19 protein-coding genes are annotated in these 24652 nt (G+C 65.5%); 6 read left to right on the top strand and 13 right to left on the bottom strand.

All coding sequences use genetic code 11. The features are described 5' to 3' along the window. Positions 1–40: 40 nt before the first annotated feature. A complete protein-coding gene (locus ACFFWD_RS27370) occupies positions 41–1441 on the top strand; it encodes an MFS transporter (RefSeq protein WP_376970490.1) in 1401 nt (466 codons plus the stop codon). Here ACFFWD_RS27370 and ACFFWD_RS27365 read toward each other — a convergent pair. From ACFFWD_RS27365 to putA, 3 genes are all read right to left on the bottom strand, one after another. Further along, entirely contained in the window at positions 1432–2076 is a 645-nt protein-coding gene (locus ACFFWD_RS27365; RefSeq protein WP_376970488.1) for a glutathione S-transferase family protein, read from the bottom strand. The genes ACFFWD_RS27370 and ACFFWD_RS27365 overlap by 10 nt on opposite strands. Positions 2077–2350: 274 nt before the next feature. Further along, entirely contained in the window at positions 2351–3556 is a 1206-nt protein-coding gene (locus ACFFWD_RS27360; protein ID WP_376970603.1) for a CaiB/BaiF CoA transferase family protein, read from the bottom strand. Positions 3557–3769: 213 nt separating this feature from the next. Beyond that, positions 3770–6781 (bottom strand): bifunctional proline dehydrogenase/L-glutamate gamma-semialdehyde dehydrogenase PutA, encoded by a 3012-nt coding sequence (gene putA, locus ACFFWD_RS27355; RefSeq protein ID WP_376970486.1) that lies wholly within the window; start codon positions 6779–6781, stop codon positions 3770–3772. A gap of 110 nt (positions 6782–6891) precedes the next feature. Here putA and ACFFWD_RS27350 point away from each other — a divergent pair, with 110 nt between their 5' ends. Both ACFFWD_RS27350 and ACFFWD_RS27345 read left to right on the top strand, forming a co-directional pair. After that, the gene (locus tag ACFFWD_RS27350) at positions 6892–7356 is read left to right on the top strand and encodes an Lrp/AsnC ligand binding domain-containing protein (RefSeq protein ID WP_376970482.1); all 465 of its coding nucleotides are present in this window, start codon (positions 6892–6894) and stop codon (positions 7354–7356) included. A gap of 92 nt (positions 7357–7448) precedes the next feature. Further along, entirely contained in the window at positions 7449–8099 is a 651-nt protein-coding gene (locus ACFFWD_RS27345) for a hypothetical protein (protein WP_376970480.1), read from the top strand. Positions 8100–8349: 250 nt separating this feature from the next. On the opposite strand, the gene ACFFWD_RS27340 is transcribed toward ACFFWD_RS27345, so the two are convergent. From ACFFWD_RS27340 to ACFFWD_RS27320, 5 genes are all read right to left on the bottom strand, one after another. Next, positions 8350–8550 carry a cold-shock protein gene (locus tag ACFFWD_RS27340; protein WP_376970478.1) on the bottom strand — a complete coding sequence of 67 codons (201 nt, stop codon included), beginning with the start codon at positions 8548–8550 and terminating at the stop codon, positions 8350–8352. Between the two features lie 283 nt (positions 8551–8833). Beyond that, entirely contained in the window at positions 8834–9145 is a 312-nt protein-coding gene (gene sorB / locus ACFFWD_RS27335) for a SorB family sulfite dehydrogenase c-type cytochrome subunit (protein ID WP_376970475.1), read from the bottom strand. 11 nt (positions 9146–9156) lie between these two features. Then, positions 9157–10356: a SorA family sulfite dehydrogenase catalytic subunit gene (sorA, locus tag ACFFWD_RS27330; protein WP_376970473.1), complete on the bottom strand. Its 1200-nt coding sequence runs from the start codon at positions 10354–10356 to the stop codon at positions 9157–9159. Between the two features lie 182 nt (positions 10357–10538). Further along, positions 10539–10850, bottom strand: a complete 312-nt coding sequence (locus ACFFWD_RS27325; RefSeq protein ID WP_376970471.1) for a hypothetical protein — start codon at positions 10848–10850, stop codon at positions 10539–10541. Positions 10851–10974: 124 nt separating this feature from the next. After that, positions 10975–12711 (bottom strand): adenylate/guanylate cyclase domain-containing protein, encoded by a 1737-nt coding sequence (locus ACFFWD_RS27320; RefSeq protein ID WP_376970468.1) that lies wholly within the window; start codon positions 12709–12711, stop codon positions 10975–10977. Positions 12712–12887: 176 nt separating this feature from the next. Here ACFFWD_RS27320 and ACFFWD_RS27315 point away from each other — a divergent pair, with 176 nt between their 5' ends. Next, positions 12888–14477, top strand: coding sequence for a glycosyltransferase family 39 protein (locus ACFFWD_RS27315; protein WP_376970466.1), 1590 nt, complete (start codon positions 12888–12890; stop codon positions 14475–14477). A 141-nt stretch (positions 14478–14618) separates the two neighbouring features. Here the strand turns inward: ACFFWD_RS27315 and ACFFWD_RS27310 are convergent, their stop codons facing one another. Together ACFFWD_RS27310 and ACFFWD_RS27305 are read right to left on the bottom strand one after the other, a co-directional pair. Continuing rightward, positions 14619–15656, bottom strand: a complete 1038-nt coding sequence (locus ACFFWD_RS27310; protein ID WP_376970463.1) for a YcjF family protein — start codon at positions 15654–15656, stop codon at positions 14619–14621. Beyond that, positions 15653–17116 (bottom strand): YcjX family GTP-binding protein, encoded by a 1464-nt coding sequence (locus tag ACFFWD_RS27305; protein WP_376970461.1) that lies wholly within the window; start codon positions 17114–17116, stop codon positions 15653–15655. Before ACFFWD_RS27305 ends, ACFFWD_RS27310 begins: the two co-directional genes overlap by 4 nt. Before the next feature lie 252 nt (positions 17117–17368). On the opposite strand from ACFFWD_RS27305, the gene trhA reads away from it, so the two are divergent. Both trhA and ACFFWD_RS27295 read left to right on the top strand, forming a co-directional pair. Next, a complete protein-coding gene (trhA, locus tag ACFFWD_RS27300; RefSeq protein WP_376970459.1) occupies positions 17369–18064 on the top strand; it encodes a PAQR family membrane homeostasis protein TrhA in 696 nt (231 codons plus the stop codon). Between the two features lie 111 nt (positions 18065–18175). Beyond that, positions 18176–18970: an SDR family oxidoreductase gene (locus ACFFWD_RS27295; RefSeq protein WP_376970457.1), complete on the top strand. Its 795-nt coding sequence runs from the start codon at positions 18176–18178 to the stop codon at positions 18968–18970. Between the two features lie 51 nt (positions 18971–19021). On the opposite strand, the gene ACFFWD_RS27290 is transcribed toward ACFFWD_RS27295, so the two are convergent. The 3 genes from ACFFWD_RS27290 to ACFFWD_RS27280 all read right to left on the bottom strand — a co-directional run bounded on the left by ACFFWD_RS27290 (position 19022) and on the right by ACFFWD_RS27280 (position 24438). After that, positions 19022–21433 (bottom strand): hypothetical protein, encoded by a 2412-nt coding sequence (locus ACFFWD_RS27290; RefSeq protein WP_376970455.1) that lies wholly within the window; start codon positions 21431–21433, stop codon positions 19022–19024. Positions 21434–21817: 384 nt separating this feature from the next. Next, a complete protein-coding gene (mdlC, locus tag ACFFWD_RS27285; RefSeq protein WP_376970453.1) occupies positions 21818–23443 on the bottom strand; it encodes a benzoylformate decarboxylase in 1626 nt (541 codons plus the stop codon). A gap of 143 nt (positions 23444–23586) precedes the next feature. Further along, a complete protein-coding gene (locus ACFFWD_RS27280; RefSeq protein ID WP_376970451.1) occupies positions 23587–24438 on the bottom strand; it encodes an HTD2 family dehydratase in 852 nt (283 codons plus the stop codon). Between the last annotated feature and the right edge of the window lie 214 nt (positions 24439–24652).

The raw sequence follows: 24652 nt of genomic DNA, 5'->3' as shown, positions 1-24652 counted from the left end.
GGTAAGAGCCGCCAGATCAACTGCATCGGGAGGGACGGTCATGGCGGAGGCTGAGACAATCGACGTTGCCGGTTATATCGACCGGCAGCCGGTCGGAACCTTCCAGGTCAAGCTGCTGTTGACCTGCGCCGCCGTGCTGTTCCTCGATGGCTTCGACACCCAGGCAATCGGCTATGTCGCGCCCGCGCTGGCCAAGGAATGGAGCCTGTCGCGTGCCGCGCTCGGGCCGGTATTCAGCGCCGGGCTGTTCGGGCTGATGATCGGCGCGCTGGTCTTTGGCCCGCTGGCCGATCGCGTCGGCCGCAAGCGGATCATCATCTTCTCGACGCTCGCCTTCGGCGTCGGCACGTTTGCGACGGTCTTTGTCAATGACGTCAGCTCGTTGATGGTGATCCGCCTGCTCACCGGCCTCGGGCTCGGCGGCGCGATGCCGAATGCGGTGGCGATGACCTCCGAATTCAGCCCGCACCGCCGCCGCGCCACCATGGTGATGATCATGTTCTGCGGCTTCTCGGTTGGTGCTGCGCTCGGTGGGCTGCTCGCCGCAGCCCTGATCCCGCAATATGGCTGGCGCTCGGTGTTCATCGTCGGCGGTGCAGCGCCGCTCTTGCTGGCGCCGGTGCTGGCGTGGCGGTTGCCCGAATCCGTACGCTTCCTTGCGCTCGGCGGCCGCGCCCAAGCGCGCGTTGCCGAGTTGCTGGCGCGCATCAACACGAACGCCGCGCCGGCCGCTTCAGGCACGCAATTCGTGGTGCATGAGCCGCGGCTCGAAGGGCTGCCGGTGCGGCATCTCTTCAGCGACCGACGGACATTGCCGACGCTGCTGTTGTGGGTCGTGTTCTTCATGAGCCTGCTCGACCTCTATTTCCTGGCGAACTGGCTGCCGACCGTGCTCAACGATCTCGGCGCCTCGGTGTCGGCGGCGGTATTGATCGGTTCGATGTTGCAGGTCGGCGGCGTGGTCGGCACCTTCGCGCTGGGGAGTGTGGTCGACCGTTTCTCGTTCCGCGCGCTGGCGCTGGTCTATTTCGTCGCCGTGTTCGCGGTCGGCGCGATCGGGCAGTCCAGCCATTCGGTGGCGCTGGTCACATCAGCGATCTTCGCGGCGGGCTTCTGCATCGTCGGCGGCCAGATCGCGGCCAATGCGCTGGCCGCCAACTACTATCCGACCGCGATGCGTGCCACCGGCGTCGGCTGGGCGCTCGGCATCGGCCGGGTCGGCTCCATCATCGGCCCCCTGATTGGCGGCGCGCTGATGAGCGCGAAATGGACCACGGGCGAGCTGTTCCTGACCGCCGCATCGGCCGCGCTGTGCGCAGCGCTGGCGGCGTTCTCGCTCAGCCGGTTCGTCCGTCCCGAGGGTGGCTCCGGCGCGAGCCAGACGTCATCAATGGATGCAACGTTGCAGGCAGCAGCTGGCCGCCAACGCTTTCAAGCATAGTGCGTCAGGCGCGGGCCGGGCAGCAGCTCATAGGCCGATTTCCAGCCGGGCAGGGCGGCAATGCGGCCGAGCCACGCGCTGATGTTGGGATGGCTCACGGCAAAATCATAGCCGGTCTCGTCGCTCGGATAGTGCAGATAGGCCATCATCGAGAAATCGGACACCGTCGGCCGCGCGCCGATCATGAACGCGTTGTCGCCGACATGGCGGTCGAGGATGCCGAGGAAGTCGTCGAGCCGCGTGCGGAAATGCTTCAGCACCTTCGGATCGGCCGACGGCGTGAATGTGCGCAGGAAGCGGTAGGTTGCCATGTAGCCGGAGAGCTTCTGGTTGTCCCAGAACAGCCAGCGCAACAGCTCGAACCTCTCTGCTGGCGTCTCGCCGCCGAACTCGCGGTAGTGTTCGGCGAGCTGCAACAGGATCGGCGCGGTCTGGGTACGGCGCTCGCCGTCGACCTCGAGCACGGGGATCTCGCCCATCGCGTTGACGGTCGCCCGCCACTCCGCGGTCCGCGTCACGCCGCCGGCGAAATCGGTCCATACCGGCTCGAACGTCTCGCCGCACAGCGTCAGCATCAGCGCGAGCTTGTAGCTGTTGCCGGATTCCGGGAAGTAGTGCAGCCGGTAGCAGGGCATGTTGGGGCCTTCCGATAATCGAATGGGTCATTTCGTTCTAAACTTGCGGACTTCGTAGCCCGGATGGAGCGGAGCGTAATCCGGGATCGCATGATCAGGTGCGAGACTTATCCCGGATTTCGCTTCGCTCCATCCGGGCTACATGTGCGTCATTGCGAGGAGCTCGCGACAAAATTGCGAAGCAATTTTGCGCTGAAGCGACGAAGCAGTCCATGCCGCCACGCGGCGCGATGGCTTCGCTCCGCTCGCAATGACGATGTGGAATGGGCCTCGTCTACGCCACCGCCCCCTTTGCGCGCAGCTCCCTGATTGCCGCCTCGTCGTAGCCGGCCTGCCGCAGGATCTCGTCCGAGTGCTCGCCGACCGCAGGCGGTTTGCGCGGTTGCACCTTCTTGGCGCCGTCAATGAAGATCGGGCTGTTGACGGTGAGCATGGTGTCGTTCTCGAAGCGCACCAGCACCTCGTTCTCGATCATCTGCTTGTCGTTCGGGATGTCGTCGAGGATGCCGACGACGCCGAACACGAGGCCGTTGCCGTCGAGGACCTTGCGCCATTCGGCGAGGTCCCTGGTCGCGAACACCTCGTCGAAAATCCTGATCAGCTCGACCGAGCGGGCGTGGCGGTCGGCCTTGGTGGCGAAGCGCGGGTCGGTGACGAGATCCTCGCGGCCCATGCAGCGCGCGAGCGTCGGAAACTGCCGTTCTTCGCTGAGCAGCGACAGGATGATCCAGCGGCCGTCGCGGCACTTGTAGTGGTTGGTCACCGCATTCAGCGCCTCTTCGCGCGGCCTGCGCTTCTGGAACTTGGCGCCGACGAGCTTGGCCTGCGCCAGCACGCCGTTGGCCCAGATGCCGTTCGCCATCAAATTGGTCGCGACATGCGAGCCCTTGCCGGTCTTCTCGCGCTGGAACAGCGCGGTGACGATCGCGCCGTAGAATGCCATCGCGCAAGGGTGATCGCCCATGCCGGCGACCGAGCGGGCCGGCGTGGTCTCCTCGTCGGCGCGAACCAGGTCCATCAGGCCGGAGCGGGCCCAGTAGGCGTTGGAGTCGAAACCGGGCTTGTTGGCTTCCTCGCCCTTCTCGCCATAGCCGGTGAACGACGCATAGATCAGCCGGTCGTTGAGATGGGCGAGATGGTCGTAGGTGATACCGAGCTTCTGGCGCACCTGCGGCGGCATGTTGGTGATGAAGACGTCGGTTTCCGCGACGAGCTTGTAGAGCACGGCTTGTGCTTCGGGCTTGGTGAGATCGAGCGCGAGGCTCTTCTTGTTGCGCGCTTCCAGCATCCACGCGAAATTGTGTTCGCTGTGCGGATAGCCGGGCAGGTTCGGCAGGTTGCGATAGGGATCGCCGGCGCCGGGCGGCTCGATCTTGATGACGTCGGCGCCGAAGTCGGACAGCACGGTTGCGGCCGCAGGCGCCGCAATGAAGCTCGCGCAGTCCAGGACCTTGAGCCCGTCAAAAATGCCTTTTTCCATCGTGCCGTCGCTCCCGTGGCGCTTGTTGGTGTTTTTCCGGTGGCTGGAATATCGCGTGCGATGATCCCTCAGAGCGGCCATTTGACCCATCTCCGAGGCGCGATGCAACGGGTTGTTCGGGCGTCATTGCGAGGAGCGAAGCGATCGAAGCAATCCATGTCTCCGCAAGTGGAGGTATGGATTGCTTCGCTTCGCTCGCAATGACGGCACCTGCTACTCCACCCCCGCCATCAGCGCGGCATTCCCGCCAGCGGCGGCGGTGTTGATCGTCACTGTCTGCTCGGTGGCGAAGCGGGTGAGGTAATGCGGTCCGCCGGCCTTGGGGCCGGTGCCGGAGAGGCCGCTGCCGCCGAACGGCTGCACGCCGACGACCGCGCCGATCATGTTGCGGTTGACGTAGATGTTGCCGACCTGAAGGCGATCGACGATGTCCTCGATGGTGTCGTCGATGCGGGAATGGATGCCGAGCGTCAGCCCGAAGCCGGTGGCTTCGATCGCAGTCAGCACCTCGCCGAGCCTGTCGGGACGGTAGCGCACCACATGCAGGATCGGGCCGAACACCTCTTCCTTGAGTTGCCCGGCCGCAGACAGTTCGAAGATATGCGGCGCGACGAAATTGCCGGCCGGTGCCTCGCCGGCGAAATGCACGCGCGCCTCCTGCTTCATCTGTGCGATATGCGCATCGAGCTTCTGCTTCGCCTCGGCGTCGATCACCGGGCCGATGTGGGTGGAAGGATCGGCGGGATCGCCGATCTTGAGCTCGCGCGCGGCGCCCGCGATCATCTCGATCATGCGGTCGGCAACGTCGTCCTGCACGAACAACAGCCGCAGCGCCGAGCAGCGTTGGCCCGCGGAGCGGAACGCCGACGTCACCACGTCGTCGGCGACCTGCTCGGGCAATGCGGTAGCGTCGACGATCATCGCGTTGATGCCGCCGGTCTCCGCGACCAGCGGCACGATCGGGCCGTCCTTGGCGGCGAGCGTCCGGTTGATCGATCGGGCGACCTCCGTCGAGCCGGTGAAGACGACGCCTGCGATCTCGGGATGCGCGACCAGCGCGGCACCGATCGCGCCGTCGCCCTGGACGAGATGCAGCGCGGATGCCGGCACACCGGCTTCATGCAACAGCCGCACCGCCTCGGCCGCGATCAGCGGCGTCTGCTCGGCCGGCTTCGCGATCACCGCGTTGCCGGCCATCAGCGCTGCCGTCACCTGGCCGAGGAAGATCGCGAGCGGAAAATTCCACGGCGAGATCGCGACGAACGCGCCGCGGCCGCGCAACGCCAGCACGTTGCTCTCGCCGGTCGGGCCCGGCATCGCGTCCGCCTCGCCGAACAGTTTTCGCCCCAGCGCGCCGTAGTAGCGGCAGAAATCGGTCGCTTCGCGCACCTCCGACAGCGCATCGTCAAGCGTCTTGCCGCCTTCGCTTTGCAAGAGCGCGATGAAATGGGCGCGGCGCTGCTCGAGCAGCTCAGCGGCCTTGTCCAGGATGTCGGCGCGCCGTCGCGCCGGCGTGTCGTTCCAGGCCTTGAAGCCGCAGCGCGCGACGGTGACGGCGGATGTTGCCTGCTCCGCGGTGGAGGTGCCGCCGCTTTCGGGCGCAGTCTTGCGCTCGGCCGCAATCGCGGCTGTGAGCTTGCCAAGTGCCGCGCGTTCGCCGAACTCGATGCCGTGCGAATTCTCGCGCTGCGGCCGGTAGAGGTCCGCTGGCAGCGGAATGTCGGGATGGCAGGCATTGTAAGCCGCGCCGATGATATCGGCGGGGCGGCGCAACAGGTCCGCGACCGACACCGAATAGTCGGCCGCCCGCGCGACGAAGGAGGAGTTGGCGCCGTTCTCCAGGAGCCGCCGCACCAGATAGGCGAGCAGGTCGCGGTGGCTGCCGACCGGCGCGTAGGTGCGATGGGCGATGTCAGGTCGGTCCTCGCCGAGCTGCGCGTACAGCGCTTCGCCCATGCCGTGCAACCGCTGGAATTCGAAGCTCGTGGGATCGTCGGCGAGTTCGAGGACGGTCGCGACCGTCAACGCGTTGTGGGTGGCAAATTGCGGAAACAGCCGCGGCCGCAAGGCCAATAGCTTGCGCGCGCAGGCGACGTAGTTGAGGTCGGTCATCGCCTTGCGGGTGAAGACCGGATAGCCGTCGAGCCCGCGTTCCTGCGCGCGCTTGATCTCGGTGTCCCAATAGGCGCCCTTGACGAGGCGCACCATCATCCTGCGGTTCAGGCGGCGCGCCAGCGCGTCGACATGGTCGATCACATCGCCGGCGCGCTTTTGATAGGCCTGGATCGCGAGCCCAAAGCCGTTCCATCCCGCAAGCGACGGATCGGCGAACGCGGCCGCGATGACATCCAGCGACAGTTCGAGCCGGTCGGCCTCCTCGGCGTCGACGGTGAAGTTGAGGTCGAACGCCTTGGCGCGGCGCGCGATATCGATCAGCCGCGGCACCAGCTCGGTCATCACCCGCGCGTGGCTCACTGCCTCGAAGCGGGGATGCAGCGCCGAGAGCTTGACCGAGATGCCGGGCCGGTCGGGCAGGGGGCGGTCGCCTGCCGCCCCGCCGATCGCCTCGATCGCGCGGGCGTAGGAGTCGAGATAGCGCTGCGCGTCGTCAACGGTGCGTGCGGCTTCGCCCAGCATGTCGAAGGAATAGCGCGCGGCGCGGGCCGAATGCGCTTGCGCGCGCGTAAGCGCCGCCTCGATGGTCTCGCCGAGCACGAAATGGCTGCCCATCAGCCGCATCGCCTGCCGCGTCGCGGCGCGCACCGCCGGCGCGCCGAGCCGCTTCGTCAGGCGCCCGATCGTGCCCTGCGGCGTCTCGCCGGGCTGGATCACGCGCGCCGACACGCCAAGCGCCCAGGCCGAGGCGTTGACCAGGAACGCTGAGGATTTGGTCTCATGATGAACGAAGTCGCCCTGGGCGAGCTTGTCCTCGATGAACTGGTCGGCGGTGCGCGCGTCCGGCACGCGAAGCAGCGCCTCCGCCAGCACCATCAGAGCCAGCCCCTCCTTGGTCGAGAGCGCGAACTCCCGCAGCATGTCCTCGACGCCGCCGAGCGGATCGTCATTGGCCCTGACGGCCTCGATCAGGCGGGTCGCAGTCTGGTCGATCCGCGCCTCCGTCTCCGCGCCGAGACGGGCGTCTTGCAACAGCCGTTCAGCGATCGCGGCGTCGTCGGGCGCGTAGGGGGCGCTGAAGCGCGGCGGGGGGCGATGGGTGTCTGACATGGCAGTTCCTTGTGACCAGAGGAACCTAGGCGTGTACGGACCGTAGTTCGATAGACAAGTTAGCAATTTTGCCTTAGAAAATCAGGGATATTATCAACAACACCGGATATATGACAAATATTGACAGAATAGACCGCAAAATCCTCTCGATTTTGCAAGGAGATGGCCGCATCGCCAATGTCGAGCTCGCGGAGCGCATCGGGCTGTCGCCGACCTCGGTCGGCGAGCGGCTGAAGCGGCTGCAGCGCGACGGCTTCGTCGAGGGCTACGGCGCGCGGCTCAATCCGCACCGGCTGGGGCTCGGCCTCCTGGTGTTCGTCGAGGTGCTGCTCGACAAGACCACGCCTGACGTCTTCGAGCGCTTCGCAAAGGCGGTCCAGACCGCGCCGGAAGTGCTGGAGTGCCACATGGTGGCCGGCGGCTTCGACTATCTGGTCAAGGCGCGCGTCGCCAACATGGCTGCCTATCGCCGGTTCCTCGGTGAAACCCTGCTGGCGCTGCCGGGCGTGCGCGAAACGCGAACCTACGCCGTGATGGAAGAGGTCAAGCGCGACGCGCCGTTGCCGGTCGGCTGACATTTTCTTGATGTGATCCACAGCCGCCCTGCGGGCGTATTGGCATCGCGACGCCGTCGCGTTAATCCTCGCGTTCAGTTGGGGCAGCGATCATGAAGGATGCCGAACAGCCGATACGAGCGAGGCGGGCCGGGCTAGCCGGCGCGCTTGCCGTCGTCGTGCTGTCATGGCTGCCTGCGGCGCCGGCGCGATCGGCCGAGCTCAGCGCGGGCGTGGCTGGTCTCTATTCCTCGGTTTCGATCTATCCGCCGTCGGCGACGTCGATGACGGTCTGCTATGGCTTCGTCTGCCGCCGCCGCGAGGTTCTCGATTTCAGTGCCGCCGACCGGACCGCGCTGACCAAGATCCTGGCGGTGGGCCGCGCCAATGCCGCCGCCGAACGCGCCGCCGTGCAGAAAGCGGTGATCTGGTTCGATCGCCGCATGGGTCCGATCATCGGCACCGAAAAGCGCGTCGCAAAGGCCGACTTCCGCTACTTCGACGACAAGCACAATTACGATTGCTGGGACACGACGCGCAACACTACGAGCTTGCTCCTCGTCATGCAGCAGTGGGACCTGCTCAAATTCCACTTCGTCGGCGATCCGCATTATCGCGGCTACTCGCTGGTGCAGACGCCGCACAACACCGCCGTGCTGGTTGAGCGCGCGACCAAGGTCGAATGGGCCGTCGACCTCTGGCCGCGCGGCTATTCGCAGCCGCCCGACGTCATGCCCGTCACCCAATGGGTGACGGAAGATTGAATGACGTGACGGAGCTGTCCTGCCGCCGGCGGCGTGGCAAAGTTCCCGCGGCAGGAGCGAGGCGCTGCTCATGCGTCCGCAGCAACGGCGTTACGGCCGCGCGTCGTCTCGAGCGGCTATGTGCAAGCTCGACGTGAAGGCGTGCGGGCGCCGTGCCCGCCCTGCCGAACGTCACGCTGACTGAATTGATGATCCGGCCCTCACTCCCGGATGACGTCCGAGAGTGCGCCGAAAGGTCACGCGCTGGGCGCTAGACTTTCAGGTTCTCGGCCGAAGTCTTGCCGCGATTTGCGATCTCTTCGTACTCCACCGATTGGCCTTCATTGAGCGTCTGAAGGCCAGCCTTCTGAACAGCAGAAATATGAACGAATATGTCCTTGCCGCCCGTCGAGGGTTGGATGAATCCATACCCCTTGGTCGGGTTGAACCACTTCACGGTACCTTTGGGCATTCCAGTCGTCTCCGCGGAATCAAATCAAAACAGACCTGCCGGTCCCCGCACAAACCGGCCTGTCCGCGCCGCACAGGATAGCAGTTTGCAAAAAGCTGGATAGATCAAACGAGGTAGTGTTTTTGGTCGGAAACACCCTACTTGAGCGGGCTTTGGCGCCGATCTGCCTGTTTCCTGGTCATTTGGTGCGCTGCAAGATCAATCGGTTCCCGTCACGTCGAGTCGGGTTGGGATCCCGCGCGCGGGCATTCCGCCGGCGCGCGGGGTGGGGCCACACGGGGCTTCAATAGGTTGCGGCAAGGTACTCGACGATCTTGCCGACGTCGGCATCCTCGATCGGGGCGCCGTAGACCTTGATCATCTTGGTGACCTCGGCCTGCCAGAAGTCCTTCTTGAACTTCTCGCCCTGCGGCTGGGTCTTGATGTAGTCGACCGAGTGGCAGGCGGTGCAGTTGTTCTGCACCACCTCGAGGTTCGCGCCGGGCTTGAGGGCCGCCGTCTCCTCGGGGACGGCGTAGTTCACCTGCGCGGCGGAGGCAGCAGTGATCGAAAGGCCCGCGATGGCGGCAAGCGTAGGGAGCAGCTTGGTTGTCATGGTGCTTCTCCTCACGCCGCGGTGACGCGCACGGTTTCGACGACGTTGCGCAAATAGCCGGCCGGATTCCACAACGGCTCCATCGGCTGCGTCACATCGGCATTGTTGGTGGCGCGCACCTTCAGATCATAGGAGCCGGCGGCGAGCTTCACCGGCAGCTTCCACTCACGGAACGCATATTTGCCGAGGTCCTTGCCGAGCTTGGCCGGTGCCCAGGTCTTGCCGCCATCGGTCGAGACAGCGACCTCTTTGATGCCCTTGCCGCCGTCGAAGGCGATCCCCCTCAGCGTGGTGGGGCCTGCCTTCAGCTTGGCGCCGTCGGTGACGCTGGTGATGAAGGAGCGCACCGTGAAGCGGTTGATCGGGATCGTCGACTTCGGCGCGGTGCCGGGCTCGACCGCGTTGTTGGGCGTATCCGGAATCCGGTAGGCCGATTTCATCCAGAAGCCTTCGAACACGCTGTCGATGACGGTGATCTCGTTGAGATGCTTGACCCAGTAGGTGCCGTAATAGCCGGGCACCACGAGGCGGAGCGGGAAGCCGTTGAGGAATGGCAGATCGTCGCCGTTCATGGCATAGGCCAGCATCACCTCGCCGTCGCGGGCGTGATCGATATCGAGCGCCTTCACAAAATCGGGCGTCTTGTCCATCACGGGACCGTCCATGCCGTTGAAGGTCACCTGCTTGGCGCCGGCCTGGACGCCGGCCATGTCGAGCACGGCCTTCAGCGGCACGCCGCGCCAGCGCGCACAGCCCATCGCGCCGTTGCCGAGCTGGCCGCCGGCGACCCGCGGGTTGAAGAAGCCGCGGCTGTTGCCGGAGCACTGGTTGACGGCGACGATCTCGGTCGCCTTCATCTTCTTGATGTCCTTCAGCGACAGCCTCAGGGGTTTGTCGACCTTGCCCTTGATCTCGAGCGTGAACTTGTCGGGATCGAGATTGTAGGGGATGTCGGCCAGGTGATAGCGCACGAAGAACGCGTTGTTTGGCGTGAGCGGGCCGTCGTTGAAGATCGCGAAAGGCGTCTCCAGTTGCGGCGGGCGGCTGGTGAGGACGATCATCGGGCGCTTCTGCGGATAGCGCACCAGCGGCCGCTCGCCATTGCCGAACGGCAGCGTCACTGTTTCGAGCGCGAACGCGCCTCTGGATCCCAGCCCCGCCGCCAGCGCAGCCATCCCAGCGCGCTTCATCAAGTCTCGTCGATCGAGCATCGCTTCCTCCGAAGCTTCTTGTGGTTTGAGCCGGTCATCACCGGACTCAGGCGAGCAATGTCGCACCGGGGAACCCGGAGTCAATTGATGCTTTCGCAGCGTCCCCGGCATTGCATTGCAGCAACAGAAAACCCCGGCCGCAACGGCGACCGGGGCTTCTGAAATCAAACCGACGGGGGCGATCAGTACAGGCAGACGTTCACGGTGCGATAGCGATAGCCGTAGGGCGTCAGCACCAGGCGGTTGACGTAGCAGCCGGAGTCGACGACTCCGCCGACGAAGCCGATGCCGAAGCCCGGGCCCCAGTGGTGATGATAATGCCAGCCACCGCCCCAACCGCCGCCGAACGGCTTGGCGGACGCGGCGGTCGGCGCCAGCGCGGCGGCACCGATGGTGGCAATGGTGGCGAGGGCAAGGGGCGCTTTACGAAACATTGTCTTCTCCTTCAGGTGCGCCTTGAGGTCGGTCGCGGCGCGGGTTGCAGTGTTACCCATCGCCCGTCAGTCGCACCCCACGGAAAGCGGGTTCGAGCGCGCGGCCCCGCGAGGGCCGGCTATTTGATGAACGCCTGTTCAGGTGTGAGAGAAATCACAGTGCGTGATACGCGGGTTGAACCAATCAGGCCGCCGCGGCACGCTCATCGTTAACGAGCGTTGACAGGATGCGCGTCTCCTCGGCCGTGCGCACGGTCATCGGCTCGTTGCGGCCGCGGATCGTGACCTCCTGCGCCGGCAGCGCGTCGTCGGCGAGCCCCGCGGTGACGCGCACCTCGTCGGAGATGACCGCTTCGCACGCCAGCCCCTTGGTCATGTCCTGCAGCCGCGCCGCGACGTTCACGGCATCGCCGAGCGCGGTAAACACCATGTGATCGCGATAGCCGATATCGCCGACGATCACCTCGCCGCCATGAATCCCGACGCCGAAGCGGATCGGTTCGCGGAGGTCGTGGCTCAGGAACTGGTTCAATTCGTCGATATTGACCGCGATGCGAGCCGCCGCGCGCAGCGCCTGGCGGCAGGCTTCCTGCCGGCTGGTGCCGAGCCCGAACAGCGCCAGCATGCCGTCGCCGACGAACTGGTTCGGCCGCCCGCCTGATTCCAGCACCGCCTGCGACACCGCGCCGAGGAAGCGGTTGACGATGAACACGGTGTCGAACGGCAGCCGCTTTTCGGCGAGCCGGGTCGAGCCGCGCATGTCGACGAACATGCTGACGAGATAGCGCTCCTGGCCGATCCGTGTTGGGTTGGACGAGCCACCATTCGCCGACACCGCGTGCGGTAGGAACAGCTGGAAGAACGACAGGTCGGTGGTCGGCCGGAGCTGGCAGGCCAGCCGGATCGACGGATCGTCGCTGCCGACCCGGTGCAGCACGAAGGCCTCGCGCGGCGAGGGCTCGGGCAGGCCCGCGCAATCGCCGATGATGCGGATGCGGCAAGTCGAGCAGCGCGCGCGGCCGCCGCACACGCTCGCATGCGGAACGTTGTTGCGCAGGCTCGCCTCCAGCACGCTCAGCCCCTTCGGCACGCGGATGGTGCGGCCGTTGCCGTAGGACAACGCAATCATGCCGCCGCGGCGCTCGAGCAGGGCGCGCACACCGCGTGCCACTAGCACGAGGCCGAGCAAAGCGAGATAGCCGATCGTCATATCGCTGGTGATGCGGTCGAGCGTGGTCTGCTGCGCCACCGTGCCGACGTTCTCCACCGAGAGCGTCTGCCGCCGCCAGTCGGCATCCTCATAGTCGGCCTGCGTCATGCGGCCGCCCTGGTAGACGCCGAGCAGCGCCAGCGTCGGGATCAGCACCGCGGCCGCGAGCAGGAGCGGCGCGGCGCGCTTGAAGAACGATCGCATCCGCAGCCAGAAATACAGCCCGATGCAGCCATGCACCCAGGCGATGACCAGCACGGCGAGCATTATCCACAGCCGGTACTCGGAGGCGATGAAGAACAGATATAATTCCTGCGGATAGAGCTTGTGGTGGGCGAACAGGGTTTGGCCGAGGCGCACGCCGACGATGTGGGCGATGATCAGCATTGGGATGCTCAGGCCCAGCACGAGCTGCAACGGCTCCATCGCCTTCCAGCGGAACTCGCGGCGCTGGTATAGCGCCCAGATACCGAGCGCGCTGTGCACCAGGCAGGCGCCGTAGAACAGGATGGCCACCGGCAGGAACTGCCAGAACCTCATGTGGTAGTAGAGCCCCGTCGCCAGCGCATCCATCGAGATGTTGCCGAGCGCGTGGTTGAGGAAATGGCTGACCAGATAGGCGAACAGGATCACGCCGCTGACGAGCCGGACCTGTCGGAGGCCGACGCCGCGGACCATTTCCTGCAAATGCTCGCGCGAAGGGGAAGCCATGTGATTCATGATCGGCAAGTCTAGAGTTTAATTCCGCTGGTGAACACCACCGCCGGCCCGCGCAAGGGGATAATGGGCGCCGCAGCACGTTGACACCCCCCTCGGAGTCGAACAAAAAGCGCGCCGTGACGATAGCCCCGCCCGATAACATCAGCGTTAAGCCAGGCCGTTCCCGCATGCCCAATTGGGCTGGCGTGGTGGCCTTGATCGCCGCGATGACGGTGTTGCGGCTGGTTTATGCCTCGGTGCTCGATTTGCGCACCGACGAGGCCTATTACTGGACCTGGACGAAGGAAAGTGTGCTGTCCTTCCTCGACCATCCCCCCGGCATCGCTTGGCTGATCCGCTTCGGTACAGCGATCTTCGGCGACACCAATCTCGGCGTCCGCTTCGGCGGCATCGTCGCGATGCTGGTCACCCAGCTCCTGCTCGCCGACATCGTCCGCCGCGTGACCCGCAACAATGTCCGCGCCGTCATGCTTGCTCTGGTGATGCCGGAGGCCGCGCTCTATTATGGGCTGTTGATGGCCAAGGTCGCGCCCGACACGGCGATGATCCCGTTTGCGGTCGCACTGCTGTGGTCGCTGGTGCGGCTCGCGCTGGACAAGGACGGCCGCTGGTGGCTCGTGGCGGGGCTGTTCGCCGGACTCGCGGCGCTGTCGAAATTCACCGTGATCATGCTGGCACCGGCGGTGCTCGCCTTTGCGCTGGTGCCGGACTGGCGGGGGCGCTGGCTGCGTAGTGCGTACCCTTACCTCGCCGCCGTGATCGCGATCGCCGTGTTCTCGCCGGTCCTGATCTGGAACGCGCAGCACGACTGGGCCTCGTTCCGCTTCCAGGCGGTGCGTGCGACCGCGGTGCATGACGTCGGCTTGCGCACGGTCGGCGAATTCATCGGCATGCAGCTCGGTCTGGTCGGTTTCGTGCTGTTGCCGGTGGTGCTGTTCGGTGTGACGCTGACGGCGTGGCGCGGCTACCGCAATCGCGAGCCGGTCGCGATCCTGCTCGCGACGGCGGTCATCGTGCCGTTTGCCTACTTCCTGTGGAAGTCGCTGACGCTGCGGGTCGGCGACACCTGGCCGATGTTCATGTGGCCGGCCGGATTTGCGGCGGTCGCCATCAACATCACGCGGATGCCGTTCGAGGGCTGGTCGGTCCGGCTGATCAAGTCCACCATGTTCTGGGCGCGCACGGCGATCAGCACCGGCATCGTCTTCGTCGTCTGCGTCTTCCTCTATTACACGGTGGCACCGTGGAATTGGATCGGCCGTACCGATCCGGTCGGCACCGAGGCCGGCTACGGCGAGATTGCCGCGCGCGCTGAGGCGCAATTGCAGGCCACAGGTGCGACCTGGGTCGCGACCACGGACTATCGCACCTATGCGATGCTGCGCTGGTTGCTGAGAGGGCGCGTGCCGGTCATCGAGACCAACGAGCGCGGCCGCTTCCAGGGGTTTGCCGATCCCGGCATGGCCGTGATCAAGGGGCACACAGGTCTCTATGTCGGACGCGAGCCCGAAAACAATCTGCCGCTGTGGACCGAGACCACGGCCGTGCGACAGCCGCTGGAGCGTGTCGCGCGAAGCTGGCGCGGCATGGTGATGGACACCTATTCGCTGGAGAAGCTGACCGGCTGGACCCCGGACCTGTCGCCGCCGCCGGACTCGACCTTCTTCCGCTGGCGCGTGCTGGCGATGCTGATCGAGCCGGGTGACCTTACCTTCTCCCCTTGTGGGAGAAGGTGGCAGCCGAAGGCTGCCGGATGAGGGGTTTCTCTCCACGGGCAAGGTGCGTGTGGAGAGAAACCCCTCACCCAAGCGCGTTCGTGGCAAACACCGGACTTGCCCTCTCCCGCAAGGGGAGAGGGCGCAGCAACCGCAACCCTTCTGCGCTGAAAGAAGCCCGCGCTATTCCTCGCCTTCGCCCTCACGCTTGCGCAACAGATCCTTCGCGAGATCCGCCAGTGTCGGGCGCGGCAGCGCGGTGAAGGGAAGCGGGCGGGTCACGTCGATCGCGGCAAGGCCGAGGCGCGCGGTCAGGAGGCCGTTGAGTACGCCTTCGCCGAGGCGCTGTGAGAGTTTGGCCGCGATGCCATGGCCGAGCATCTGCTGGATCAGGCTGTCGCTCGCCGCCATGCCGCCGGTGATCGCGAGATGTGCGATCACGTGACGCATCAGGCGGATCATGCCGAGCGCGCCGGGCCGGCCGCCATAGAGCCGCGCCAATTGCCGGATCATCCGCAACGAGGCCACGAACACGAACAGCACGTCGATCATCGCCCGCGGGCTGACCGCGGTGACCACAGAGACGCGCTGCGCCGCCGTCGAGACCAGCCGCCGTGCCTCCTCGTCGAGCGGCGCCATCAATTCGCGTTCGGCGAGGCGGATCATGTCGGCGCCGTCGATGATGTCGTCGCTGTGGCTCTGCAGCGCATTGCGGGCGCGCGCGAGCTGCGGGTTCTGGTGCGCGAGCTTGAGCAGATCGCCGACGATCGCCCGGCTCGCGGCGCGGTCGTCGCTGACCAGCACCTCCGCGGCGCGCAGATGCAGCTTTTCGATGGTCGCAAGCCGCGCCAGCCCAAGCGCCTCGCGCGCGATCACGACCATCAGCGCCACCGCCGCGATCACCGCAAGCGCGAGCCCGACGAAGCCGAGGCCCTCATTGCGCACGAACAGATCTTCGATCAGGTTGATGACGCCAAGCCCGGTGCCGAGCAGCACCAGGCCACCGACGGCGCCCCAGAACAGTGTGCCCCAGCGGAAACCGCGGCGTGCCGGCACCAGCGGCGCATCGACCGGCACAGGCAGTTGCGCGGGCTCGGCCTCGGGCACGATCTGCACCGTGCCGCGGGCGGGGCGGCCGCTGTCGTCCGGATCCATCACGACCACGCCGGGATCATCGAGCTTGAACGTCGCCGGCCGCCGGTGCGGCGTCTTCTCGTTCATTGCAGTTTGTCTCCGATCAGGAACTGGAGGGCGCGGTCAAGGCGGATGTGAGGCAGCGCGGGCTCCTCGTCCCCGATCCGTTCCAGTTTCGGCGGGCGGAAGCGCAGGAAGCGGTAATCGGCCGCCTCGGCGCCGGCGCTGGCGAGACCGCGGAACTCGCCCCTGAACAGCTCTTCGGGATCGCTGGGCAAATCGCCTGGAAAGGTCGCCACTTCGGTCTCGCCGTCGAACGTGTCGCCATTGGCGACCTCGCCTGCGGCTGGCGTGCCGAGGATCGACGGCAGCTTGTCGCGGCCGCGCTGGACCTGCGCCTCGCGGCTGGCGCGCACCGCGGCGAGCGCCACGACGTCGATCGCTGCTCCGGCATATTCGGCGCGGTCGGCGGCCGTCGCAACGATGCGCCGCAGCACCGCTTCGAGCCGGTCGTGGCTCAGATGATGCAGATGGTCAGCCTTGGTCGCCGCAAACAGGATGCGGTCGATGCGCGGCCGGAACAGCGCGCTCAGGATCGTGCTGCGGCCGATCCGGAAGCAGTCGAGGATGCCGGCGAGCGCGGCCTCGAGGTCGTGCAGCGCCTCCGGCCCGGCATTGAACGCGGCGAGCGCATCCGCCAGCACGATCTGGCGATCGAGCCGAGCGAAATGATCGCGGAAGAATGGACGCACGACGACATCCTTGTAGGCCTCGTAGCGCCGCCGCATCATCGCCCATAGCGAGCCGTCCGGCGCGCTGCCGTCCGCGGGGACGTCGAGCGGCGCGAAAGTCAGCGCCGGCGTATCGGCGAGGTTGCCCGGCATCAGGAAGCGGCCGGGCGGCAGCAGGCTCATCGCGAAGCGCTCGTCGCGACAGGCGCGCAAATAGTCGGTGAACAATCGTGCTTCGGTGAGCGCGGCCTGCTCGTCCTCCTTGCTTTCGGGCTTGAGCGTCGCGAGATGCGCATGCCAGGGCGCGGCGAGTTTTGCCCGGATCGCCTCGCGCGACAGCGCAAGGCTTTCGGCCGACCATTGCTCGTAGCTTTTATTCAAAAGCGGAAGGTCGAGCAGCCACTCGCCGGGATAGTCAACGATGTCGAGGGTGAGCGTGCGGTCCGCGCCATTTTGCCGCTGGTAGTCGATCACGAGCCGGAGCTCGGAGATGTCGGTGGTCGAGTTCGGCCAGCCCCGTTCCTCGATCAGGGTGCGGACGTGGTTCTCATAGGCAAAGCGCGGCACCGCATCATCAGGCTGTGGCTCGAGATGCGCGCGGGCGATCCGTCCGGAAGAAAAGGCCTCGAACACTGGGAAGCGGCCGCCCCGCGTCAGCCCATGCACCAGCGCCGTGATGAACACGGTCTTGCCGGCGCGCGACAGGCCGGTGACGCCAAGCCGCACCGTCGGGTTGAAGAAGCTGTCGCCATAGTCGAGCAGCGCCCGCGCCGAGAGCCGCGCTTCCTCGACGATGTCAGAGAAACTGGGGGCCATGGATGTCTTGAGGGAAGGGTGGCAGGAGGGGCCAAATGGGGCGGGCAGTCACCCGCAAGGTGGCGATTATCGGGCCAAAATCAAGCGTTGCGTCAAAGCCCGTGCAGGCGGGGTACCCAGGAATGTCAAGCGCATGAAAAAGCCACGCCGGTGCAATACCGGGGTCATCCGCCTGCGTAACTGAATGGCTTGAACGGATCATCGCGTCAGCGATACCCATGTTGACCAGCGTATTGAGGAAAGCGTCCCGGCATGACGGTCTTCCGCCTGAAGCAACTCGCCTCGAACTCGATCCATGCGACCGGCGCCGTGCTCTGGAACTACGACCGCACCGAACTGATCGCCGATGGCATCGTGCATATCGTCGGCATCTGCTTCGGGCTGGTTGCCGCCACCGCGCTGATCGTGCTGACTGCGGTCTATGCCGGGCCGCTCGACGTCGCCGTGGTGTCGGTCTATGTCGCGGGCCTGCTCGCCATGCTGGTGCTGTCGGCGACCTATAATCTGTGGCCGGTGTCACGCGCCAAATGGGTGCTGCGCCGCTTCGATCACTCGGCGATCTACCTGTTGATCGCCGCGACCTACACGCCGTTCATCATGGAGCTGAAGGACAGCTATTTCGCCATCGCGCTCCTGGTCGGGGTGTGGTGCGTGGCGATCGTCGGCATCTGGCTGAAGCTCGTCTATCCCGGCCGGTTCGACCGGCTCTCGGTCGGGCTCTACCTCGCAATGGGCTGGAGCGGCATGATGCTCTATAATGCGGTGGTGAAGGCGCTGCCAGCCGTTGCGCTCGGCTTCGTGCTGGCGGGCGGTATCCTGTACAGCCTCGGCGTCATCTTCCACACCTGGCAGCGGCTGCGCTTCCAGAACGTGATCTGGCACTGCTTCGTCCTGCTCGGTGCGGCCTGCCATTACACAGCCGTCCTCGACATCGTGCTGGCCGGCTGACCGGCGCCGGCGCCGCGAAGCGCAAGGCGGCGCGGTCCTGCAAAAAAATCATGCAGCCGTGAAAGTTGGGATATCATGATCCGGCAGGATCAGGATATCGGGAGGACGGCCATGCAGGTGGCGGGTAAGGTTGTTGTAGTCACCGGCGGCGGCAACGGCATCGGCAAGGCGCTGTGCGAGGCGTTCCATGCGGCCGGCGCATCCAAGGTCGTGGTGGTCGATCTCGATCATGCGGCCGCCGAGAAGGTCGCGGCATCGGTCGGCGGCGCCGCCTTCAAATGCGACGTCGGGCAGGAAAAGAACATCCTGCATGTGATCGAGGAGACCGAACGGATGTTCGGCCCGATCGCGCTGTTCTGCTCCAATGCCGGCATCGGCGGCGGCTTCGATCCGCTGTCGAAAAATGCCGGCGGCACCTCGGACGAGCCGTGGTCGCGGAGCTGGGCGATCCATGTGATGGCCCATGTCTATGCCGCACGGCATCTGGTGCCGCGCATGAAGGCGCGCGGTGGCGGCTATTTCCTCAACACGATCTCCGCGGCGGGCCTGCTGTCGCAGGTCGGCAGCCCAGCCTATTCGACGACGAAGCACGCTGCCGTGGGCTTTGCCGAGAACCTGGCGATCTCGCACCGCGCCGACAACATCAAGGTCTCGATCCTCTGCCCGCAGGGCGTCGACACCAACATGCTGCGCTCGATCCCGAAGGGCCCGCAGTCCGGCGACGGCGACCTGACACCGGAGCAGGTCGCGCAGGATGCCTTGAAAGGCATCGAGCAGGAGACGTTCCTGATCCTGCCGCATCCGCAGGTGCTCGGCTACATGCGCAAGAAGACCGAGAACTACGACCGCTGGATCGGCGGCATGGCCAAGATCCAGGCCAAGATGCGCGAAGCCTACGGGAAGTGACGGCGCCTCACGGTGAGGCGCGCGGAACGCGCCTCACCGGACGATGCCTCGCTACTTCTTCTTGCCCTTTCCCTTCCGCGGTTGTGCTTTTGCCGGCTTTGCTGGCTTCGCCTGCTTTGCCGGCTGTGTCGGCGTCCCGGCGAGCAACGCGCCGATATCGGCGATGCTGACGGACGGCAGGAAATCGGAAGATGCGCAGATGTCCATCGCCTGTTGGGGCTTGAGCGCGGAGGTATCGCGGCTCTTGCTCTCACCGCCGCCCGCGACCCAGGCGCTCTCCCAAAGCAGCGCGAGCAGGTGGGTTCCGTCCTGCATCGCCTCGATGGTGCCCTTTCCGTAGTTGTTCCAGAACATCTCCGTCGGGTCGTCGTTGTTCTTTTTCGCCGCCAGATAATCCCGCAGCATGTCCGGCGGCGGCAGCGCTTCGAACGTCTTGCGCATCAGCTCGATCGTGGCCTGCGCCGCCTCGAACCCGCTCCCGATATGCTCAGAGGGCACGACCGGCGGGGTGTCGTCCAGGCCGGCAAGGATTTGGTCGCGGTGCGCGTTGACCATCCCGTCTTCGTAGGCACTGTGCAGCCCCTGGCCCAGCGGAACGCGTACGTCGTCCGTCGTTCCGTCTCGGTGATGCACTGTGTGCGTGGTTGCCTTCTTCGGATCGCCGTCGTGCAGATACGAGATGTGCAACGGCTGGCAGGAGTCGCCGATGTAGTGGGTCAGAACCCCGGCCGCGCAGACGAAGTTGGCCATCTCGTCGTCGCGCACGAACGCGACCATCTTGTCGAAGATCTGCCAGACCCGGAACGGCAACAGGCCGCGATGCTCCATCGTGATCGGGGTCTGATCGAGAAGGTCCTCGACGCTCGAGTAGAAGTCGTTCCACACTTTGGGATCGATATTCTTCGGGTCTTTGCAGAGCTTGAGCAGGTCGACGCCGTCGGAATCGCGGACCTGGTCCATGTCGGCAAAGTGGTTCGGGCCCTCGAAGTGCCTTGTATGGCCCTGGTGGCCATGCTTCCAGAAGAAATCCGGAACATCGGCCATCGGAATGAAATCCAGGTCGCCCATCCCCTTGAAATCGCTCTTGAGGATGGTGTCGTCGTCGTGGCTGATGATCGTGACGTTGTTGTCCATCAACTCCTTGAGCTGCCGAACGCCCTTGGAGAGGGCACCGCTGACGCGGCTGGCAATCGCAAAATGACCGACCGCGCCCCAGGTGTCCGGTTGATCGAGATTCCAGTCGCGAACGACGTCGACGTCCAGCCGGTCGCAAATGGTGCTGAGACAAGTCGCAAGCGCATATGAATGCGGTTGTCCGCTCAGGGCCGAGTAGAGCCGGTTCGCACCCCATTGCAGCGCCAGCGGCCGCAATCTGTCGCCGGCGTCGGCGCTGTCGACGCGGGTTCCGGCATCATTCGGGTCCAGCAGCCACAGCGTTCCGGAGTCGCCGGGGATCGTCACAAACGGCGGCGGGGTCGGCGCGTCCCTGGTCGGCGTCCGGGCGCCGATAAAGAAGTCGGCAATGTATTCGAATCCGCCTTTCGATTTGTAACGGTAGAACAGCGCCTGGATCTCGCCGCTGATCCACTGGTTCGACGCGGCCCCGTAGCCGCGGACGTATCGGCCGAGCAGTGACATCGGGAAGTTCGCAGCCGACAGATCGACCATGGGGCCCATCACGGCGCCGCCCTGGAGCTTCGCCGTCCAGGCGTTGACGTCCTTGATGTCGATCAGCCCGGCATCCATGTTCACGTAGACCGACTTGCCCGGCCAGGTCGGATACACGTCGGTAAACGGCACGCGTGTCGCCTGGCGCGACGACGACAGCCCGATCGGCTGCGAGCGGCCGCCGAGCTGGGACGACAGTTTCTCGCCCGCCTCGCCGGTGACGTGCCGGTTGGTCAATGCATAGGCTTTGTGGCCGTCGGTCACCAGGCAGGCGACGGTCGCGAAATGATTGCGATTCTGCACGTCGACAAAGACCGGATGGCCGCTGCCGATGTTGTTCAGCGGATGCCGTTTCACCGGAGGCGCCTCCGGGCTCACGGGATCCCTTGGTGCCTCGATGACGCAGACCGGCACGCGCCGCCCATCAGGCAGATACAGCGTTTTCGGCACGATCTGATCGGCATCGTAGCGCCTGCCGGGGCCAAACTCGGTGGCCGCGATCCAGTCGTCAACGAAGACGAGGACGGCGGGCCATGAGTTTGGTCGGACCTCCGAGTTCGCGAGATTGCGCGCGCCGTCGGGTGGCACGCCGTCCTTGCGGATCCGATAGTAACCGATGGCTGTCGCCACGACCTTGGGATGGCGCATCAAGTGAATGTGGTACTGCTCGCGGGCATCAAGCAAATCCCGCATCGAGAGCGCGTCGTATTCGGAGTGCTCGGAGACGCGCGCGCGACTGGCCGGAGGAGAGCTGCCGCCAGGTGTGGCGGGCTTGGCGGTGACGATCTTGTCCATAGCTATTTCCTCAAATAGGGGACAGGGAAATCAAAGCGCGGCTGGATTTGACGCCACGTCGAGCAACAGATTTGTGACGTCACCAACAAACGAAAAATAAATTCGCCTGGTACGGCAGGTTGTGATCTAGGTAATATGCTATTTAAGCGTAGCGTCTTATGAGAGTCAAACCGGGCACGTCACGCAAATGATGGCGACGTGACGCCGGAGCGGGATGCGCAGCAGCGCATCAAGCGCAAGATAACGTTGCCGTTTCTGCAGCGCCGCAGGCGCGCAAGAAGGCGGAGAGCGTGTAGCCCGGATGGAGCGAAGCGCAATCCGGGATTCCAGGTGAGGTCGTGCCCCGGATTTCGCTGCGCTCCATCCGGGCTACAAGCCTTTGCCTCAGTTCTTCTGCGCGTAGAGCAGCGGCACCGCGGAATCGACCATCACCTCGATCAGGCTCGCGCCGTCATGCGCGAGGGCGCGCTTGTAGGCATTGGCGAGCTCCGCCGATCGCGTCACCCGCACCGCGTCACAGCCCATCCCCTCGGCAAGCTTGACGAAATCGATGCCGGGCAGTTCCAGGCCGGGCACGTTGCGCACCTGCATGACCTGACTGAACGAGCGCATCGCGCCGTAGCCGGAATTGTTGAGCACCACGACCGTCAGCGGCAGCTTGCGCTGGGCCGCGGTCCACAGCGCCTGGATCGAATACATCGCCGAGCCGTCGCCGATCAGGCAGACGGTGCGTCCTTCGCGGCGTCCGAGCGCCATGCCGACCGCGGCCGGCAGGCTGTAGCCGAGCCCGCCGCTCGCCATGGTGTAGAAACTGTCCTGGCCGCGCATCGGCATCACCTTCTGCATCAGGGGACGATGCGAGGGCACTTCCTCGACGAGTGCGTCCTGCGGTCCCATCGCAACAGAGAGCGCGTGCAGCGCGTATTCGGCGGGGATCGGATCGCCGGCGCCCGGCGGCGGCGGCAGGATGCGGCCGGCCGGCGCGGTGCGCCTGGTCTCGGGCAGCATCTCCAGCAGCGCCGACAGCGCCGGCTTCATCGTGGCGATGATGCTGTTCCCCGCCGGCGTCATCGCCGCGGCATCGGGATCGTCGGTGATCTGGAAGATGGTGGTCGCGCCGTCGAAGATCGCGGCGTGGCCCTCGACATGGAAGGTGAAGACCGGCGCGCCGAGCACGACGACGAGGTCGTAATCGCGCAGCGCATCCGAGAGCTGCCCGGGGGAAGCATGCAGGAAGCCGGCGAATTGCGGATGGCGCTCCGGGAACGAGCAGCGCGCCGAGAACGGGCTGACCCAGACCGCGGCCTTCGTCTTCTCCGCGACCTTCACCATCAGCGCGACGGCCTCCGCGCGATCGACGCCGGGGCCGACGACGAGGGCAGGGCGCTTGGCCTCGCCGAGCGCTGCGACCAGCGCCTTCATCGCCGTCGGATCGGGCCCGATCTCGCGGCTGACCTGCCGCGCCTCGAGCGGCTCTGTCGCATGCGTCCAGTCGTCGATCGGCACCGAGACGAAGGTGGGTCCGCAAGGCGGCTGCATCGCGACGTAATAGGCGCGCGCGATCGCGGCCGGGACGTCCTCGGCGCGCGCCGGCTCGACGGAAAACTTGACATAAGGCCGTGGAAATTCAGACGCGCGCTCGGCATAGAGGAAGGCCTGCAGCGGCATGATCGAGCGCGCCTGCTGGCCCGCAGTGATCACGAGCGGCGTCTGGTTGCGATAGGCGTTGTAGATATTGCCGAGCGCGTTGCCGACACCGGCGGCCGAATGCAGATTGACGAAACCGGCATTGCGGGTCGCCAGCGCATAGCCGTCGGCCATGCCGACGACGGAAGCCTCCTGAAGCCCAAGCACGTAATCGATGTCGTCAGGCCAGTCGCTCAGGAACGGCAGTTCGGTCGATCCGGGATTGCCGAACACTTTTTTGATACCGAACGCGCGCAGGAGGCCGAAGGTGGCATCCTTGACGGTGACGGCTTTGCTCTTTGCGGCAGGTTTGCGGGATGACATCGGGCGGCTCCCATCTCTGATTTTTTTGTTCCGTCATTGCGAGGAACAAGAACGGCAAGCAATCCACCTCTCGATGGATTGCTTCACGAAGTCAAGCCGCGGGCGCGTGCCCCTGAGATGGTTACCTCGACCTCACCGCATACCTACCAGCTCGCCGTGCCCTTCATGGTCGGCTGTCCCTCTGCATTCGCGGTCCACAGCTCGAGGCCGCCATCGGTTTCATTGGCGTTGACCGAGAACTCGCTGCCCTCGAACAGCGGCTGCACGCCACGGTAGACCAGCTTCTTCGGCGGCTTGCCGCCACGAAGCTTAGCGGCGAACTCGACGATGAAGGAGGCCTGCAAGGGACCGTGGAAGATCAGGCCCGGATAGCCCTCGACATTGGTGACGTAGTCGCGATCGTAGTGGATGCGGTGGCCGTTGAAGGTCAGCGCCGAATAGCGGAACAGCAGCACCGGATCGGAGATGTGGCTTTCGCGGTGTTTTGCAACCGGCGGAGGCGGCGCCTTTGCCGGCGCGGCCGACGGCGTGCTCGTCATCTCGCGATAGACGATGTCCTGCCGCTCGCGGATCGCTGTGCCGCGCGACGTCGTCACTTCATGATTGACCGAGACGAAGCACAGCGTTCCGGTCGAGCCTGATTTCACCGTGACGTCGGCGATGCGCGAGGTCCGCTTTGGCTCGTCGCCGACGCGCAACGTGTCGATGAACTCGAGCTCGCCGCCGGCCCACATCCGGCGCGGCAGCGGCACCGGCGGCAGGAAGCCGCCGCGGGTCGGATGGCCGTCTGGTCCCAATTGCGACATCGGAAACACCGGCTGCGCCAGGCACCAATGCGTCGTGAACGGCGCGGCGTCGCCTGGCTTCGGCTCGCCGATCTCCTGGAACAGCGTCGCGCGCAGGCCCATCACCAGATGCGCGGTGACGACGTCTTGGGCTTCCTGGGTGCGGCCGATCCACTGGCGGAGGTGATCGAGTTCGAGTTTGTCGCTCATGAGGTGCTTGCCCGGGTAAGAGATAGTTTAACGCGATTAGGTCGGTTTGGCGGCAGGCTCGCTGCACCTCTCCCGCTTGCGGGGGAGGTCGGCGCGTAGCGCCGGGTGGGGGCTCTCTCCACGAATCCCACCGTGGAGAGAGCCCCCACCCCGGCCCTCCCCCGCAAGCGCAGGGGAATCGCATGTGGGCGTCTGCAAGTAGTTGCCAAATCGG

The organism is Bradyrhizobium erythrophlei (genome assembly GCF_042430365.1).
GTDB lineage: Bacteria > Pseudomonadota > Alphaproteobacteria > Rhizobiales > Xanthobacteraceae > Bradyrhizobium > Bradyrhizobium erythrophlei.
This window is presented reverse-complemented; position numbering and strand designations above follow the sequence as displayed.

Bases quoted from the DNA above. Each gene is read 5' to 3' on its own strand.
- ACFFWD_RS27370 (WP_376970490.1), top strand. From the start codon at position 41: ATGGCGGAGGCTGAGACAATCGACGTTGCCGGTTATATCGACCGGCAG.
- ACFFWD_RS27365 (WP_376970488.1), bottom strand. From the start codon at position 2,076: ATGCCCTGCTACCGGCTGCACTACTTCCCGGAATCCGGCAACAGCTAC.
- ACFFWD_RS27360 (WP_376970603.1), bottom strand. From the start codon at position 3,556: ATGGAAAAAGGCATTTTTGACGGGCTCAAGGTCCTGGACTGCGCGAGC.
- putA (WP_376970486.1), bottom strand. From the start codon at position 6,781: ATGTCAGACACCCATCGCCCCCCGCCGCGCTTCAGCGCCCCCTACGCG.
- ACFFWD_RS27350 (WP_376970482.1), top strand. From the start codon at position 6,892: ATGACAAATATTGACAGAATAGACCGCAAAATCCTCTCGATTTTGCAA.
- ACFFWD_RS27345 (WP_376970480.1), top strand. From the start codon at position 7,449: ATGAAGGATGCCGAACAGCCGATACGAGCGAGGCGGGCCGGGCTAGCC.
- ACFFWD_RS27340 (WP_376970478.1), bottom strand. From the start codon at position 8,550: ATGCCCAAAGGTACCGTGAAGTGGTTCAACCCGACCAAGGGGTATGGA.
- sorB (WP_376970475.1), bottom strand. From the start codon at position 9,145: ATGACAACCAAGCTGCTCCCTACGCTTGCCGCCATCGCGGGCCTTTCG.
- sorA (WP_376970473.1), bottom strand. From the start codon at position 10,356: ATGCTCGATCGACGAGACTTGATGAAGCGCGCTGGGATGGCTGCGCTG.
- ACFFWD_RS27325 (WP_376970471.1), bottom strand. From the start codon at position 10,850: ATGGGTAACACTGCAACCCGCGCCGCGACCGACCTCAAGGCGCACCTG.
- ACFFWD_RS27320 (WP_376970468.1), bottom strand. From the start codon at position 12,711: ATGGCTTCCCCTTCGCGCGAGCATTTGCAGGAAATGGTCCGCGGCGTC.
- ACFFWD_RS27315 (WP_376970466.1), top strand. From the start codon at position 12,888: ATGCCCAATTGGGCTGGCGTGGTGGCCTTGATCGCCGCGATGACGGTG.
- ACFFWD_RS27310 (WP_376970463.1), bottom strand. From the start codon at position 15,656: ATGAACGAGAAGACGCCGCACCGGCGGCCGGCGACGTTCAAGCTCGAT.
- ACFFWD_RS27305 (WP_376970461.1), bottom strand. From the start codon at position 17,116: ATGGCCCCCAGTTTCTCTGACATCGTCGAGGAAGCGCGGCTCTCGGCG.
- trhA (WP_376970459.1), top strand. From the start codon at position 17,369: ATGACGGTCTTCCGCCTGAAGCAACTCGCCTCGAACTCGATCCATGCG.
- ACFFWD_RS27295 (WP_376970457.1), top strand. From the start codon at position 18,176: ATGCAGGTGGCGGGTAAGGTTGTTGTAGTCACCGGCGGCGGCAACGGC.
- ACFFWD_RS27290 (WP_376970455.1), bottom strand. From the start codon at position 21,433: ATGGACAAGATCGTCACCGCCAAGCCCGCCACACCTGGCGGCAGCTCT.
- mdlC (WP_376970453.1), bottom strand. From the start codon at position 23,443: ATGTCATCCCGCAAACCTGCCGCAAAGAGCAAAGCCGTCACCGTCAAG.
- ACFFWD_RS27280 (WP_376970451.1), bottom strand. From the start codon at position 24,438: ATGAGCGACAAACTCGAACTCGATCACCTCCGCCAGTGGATCGGCCGC.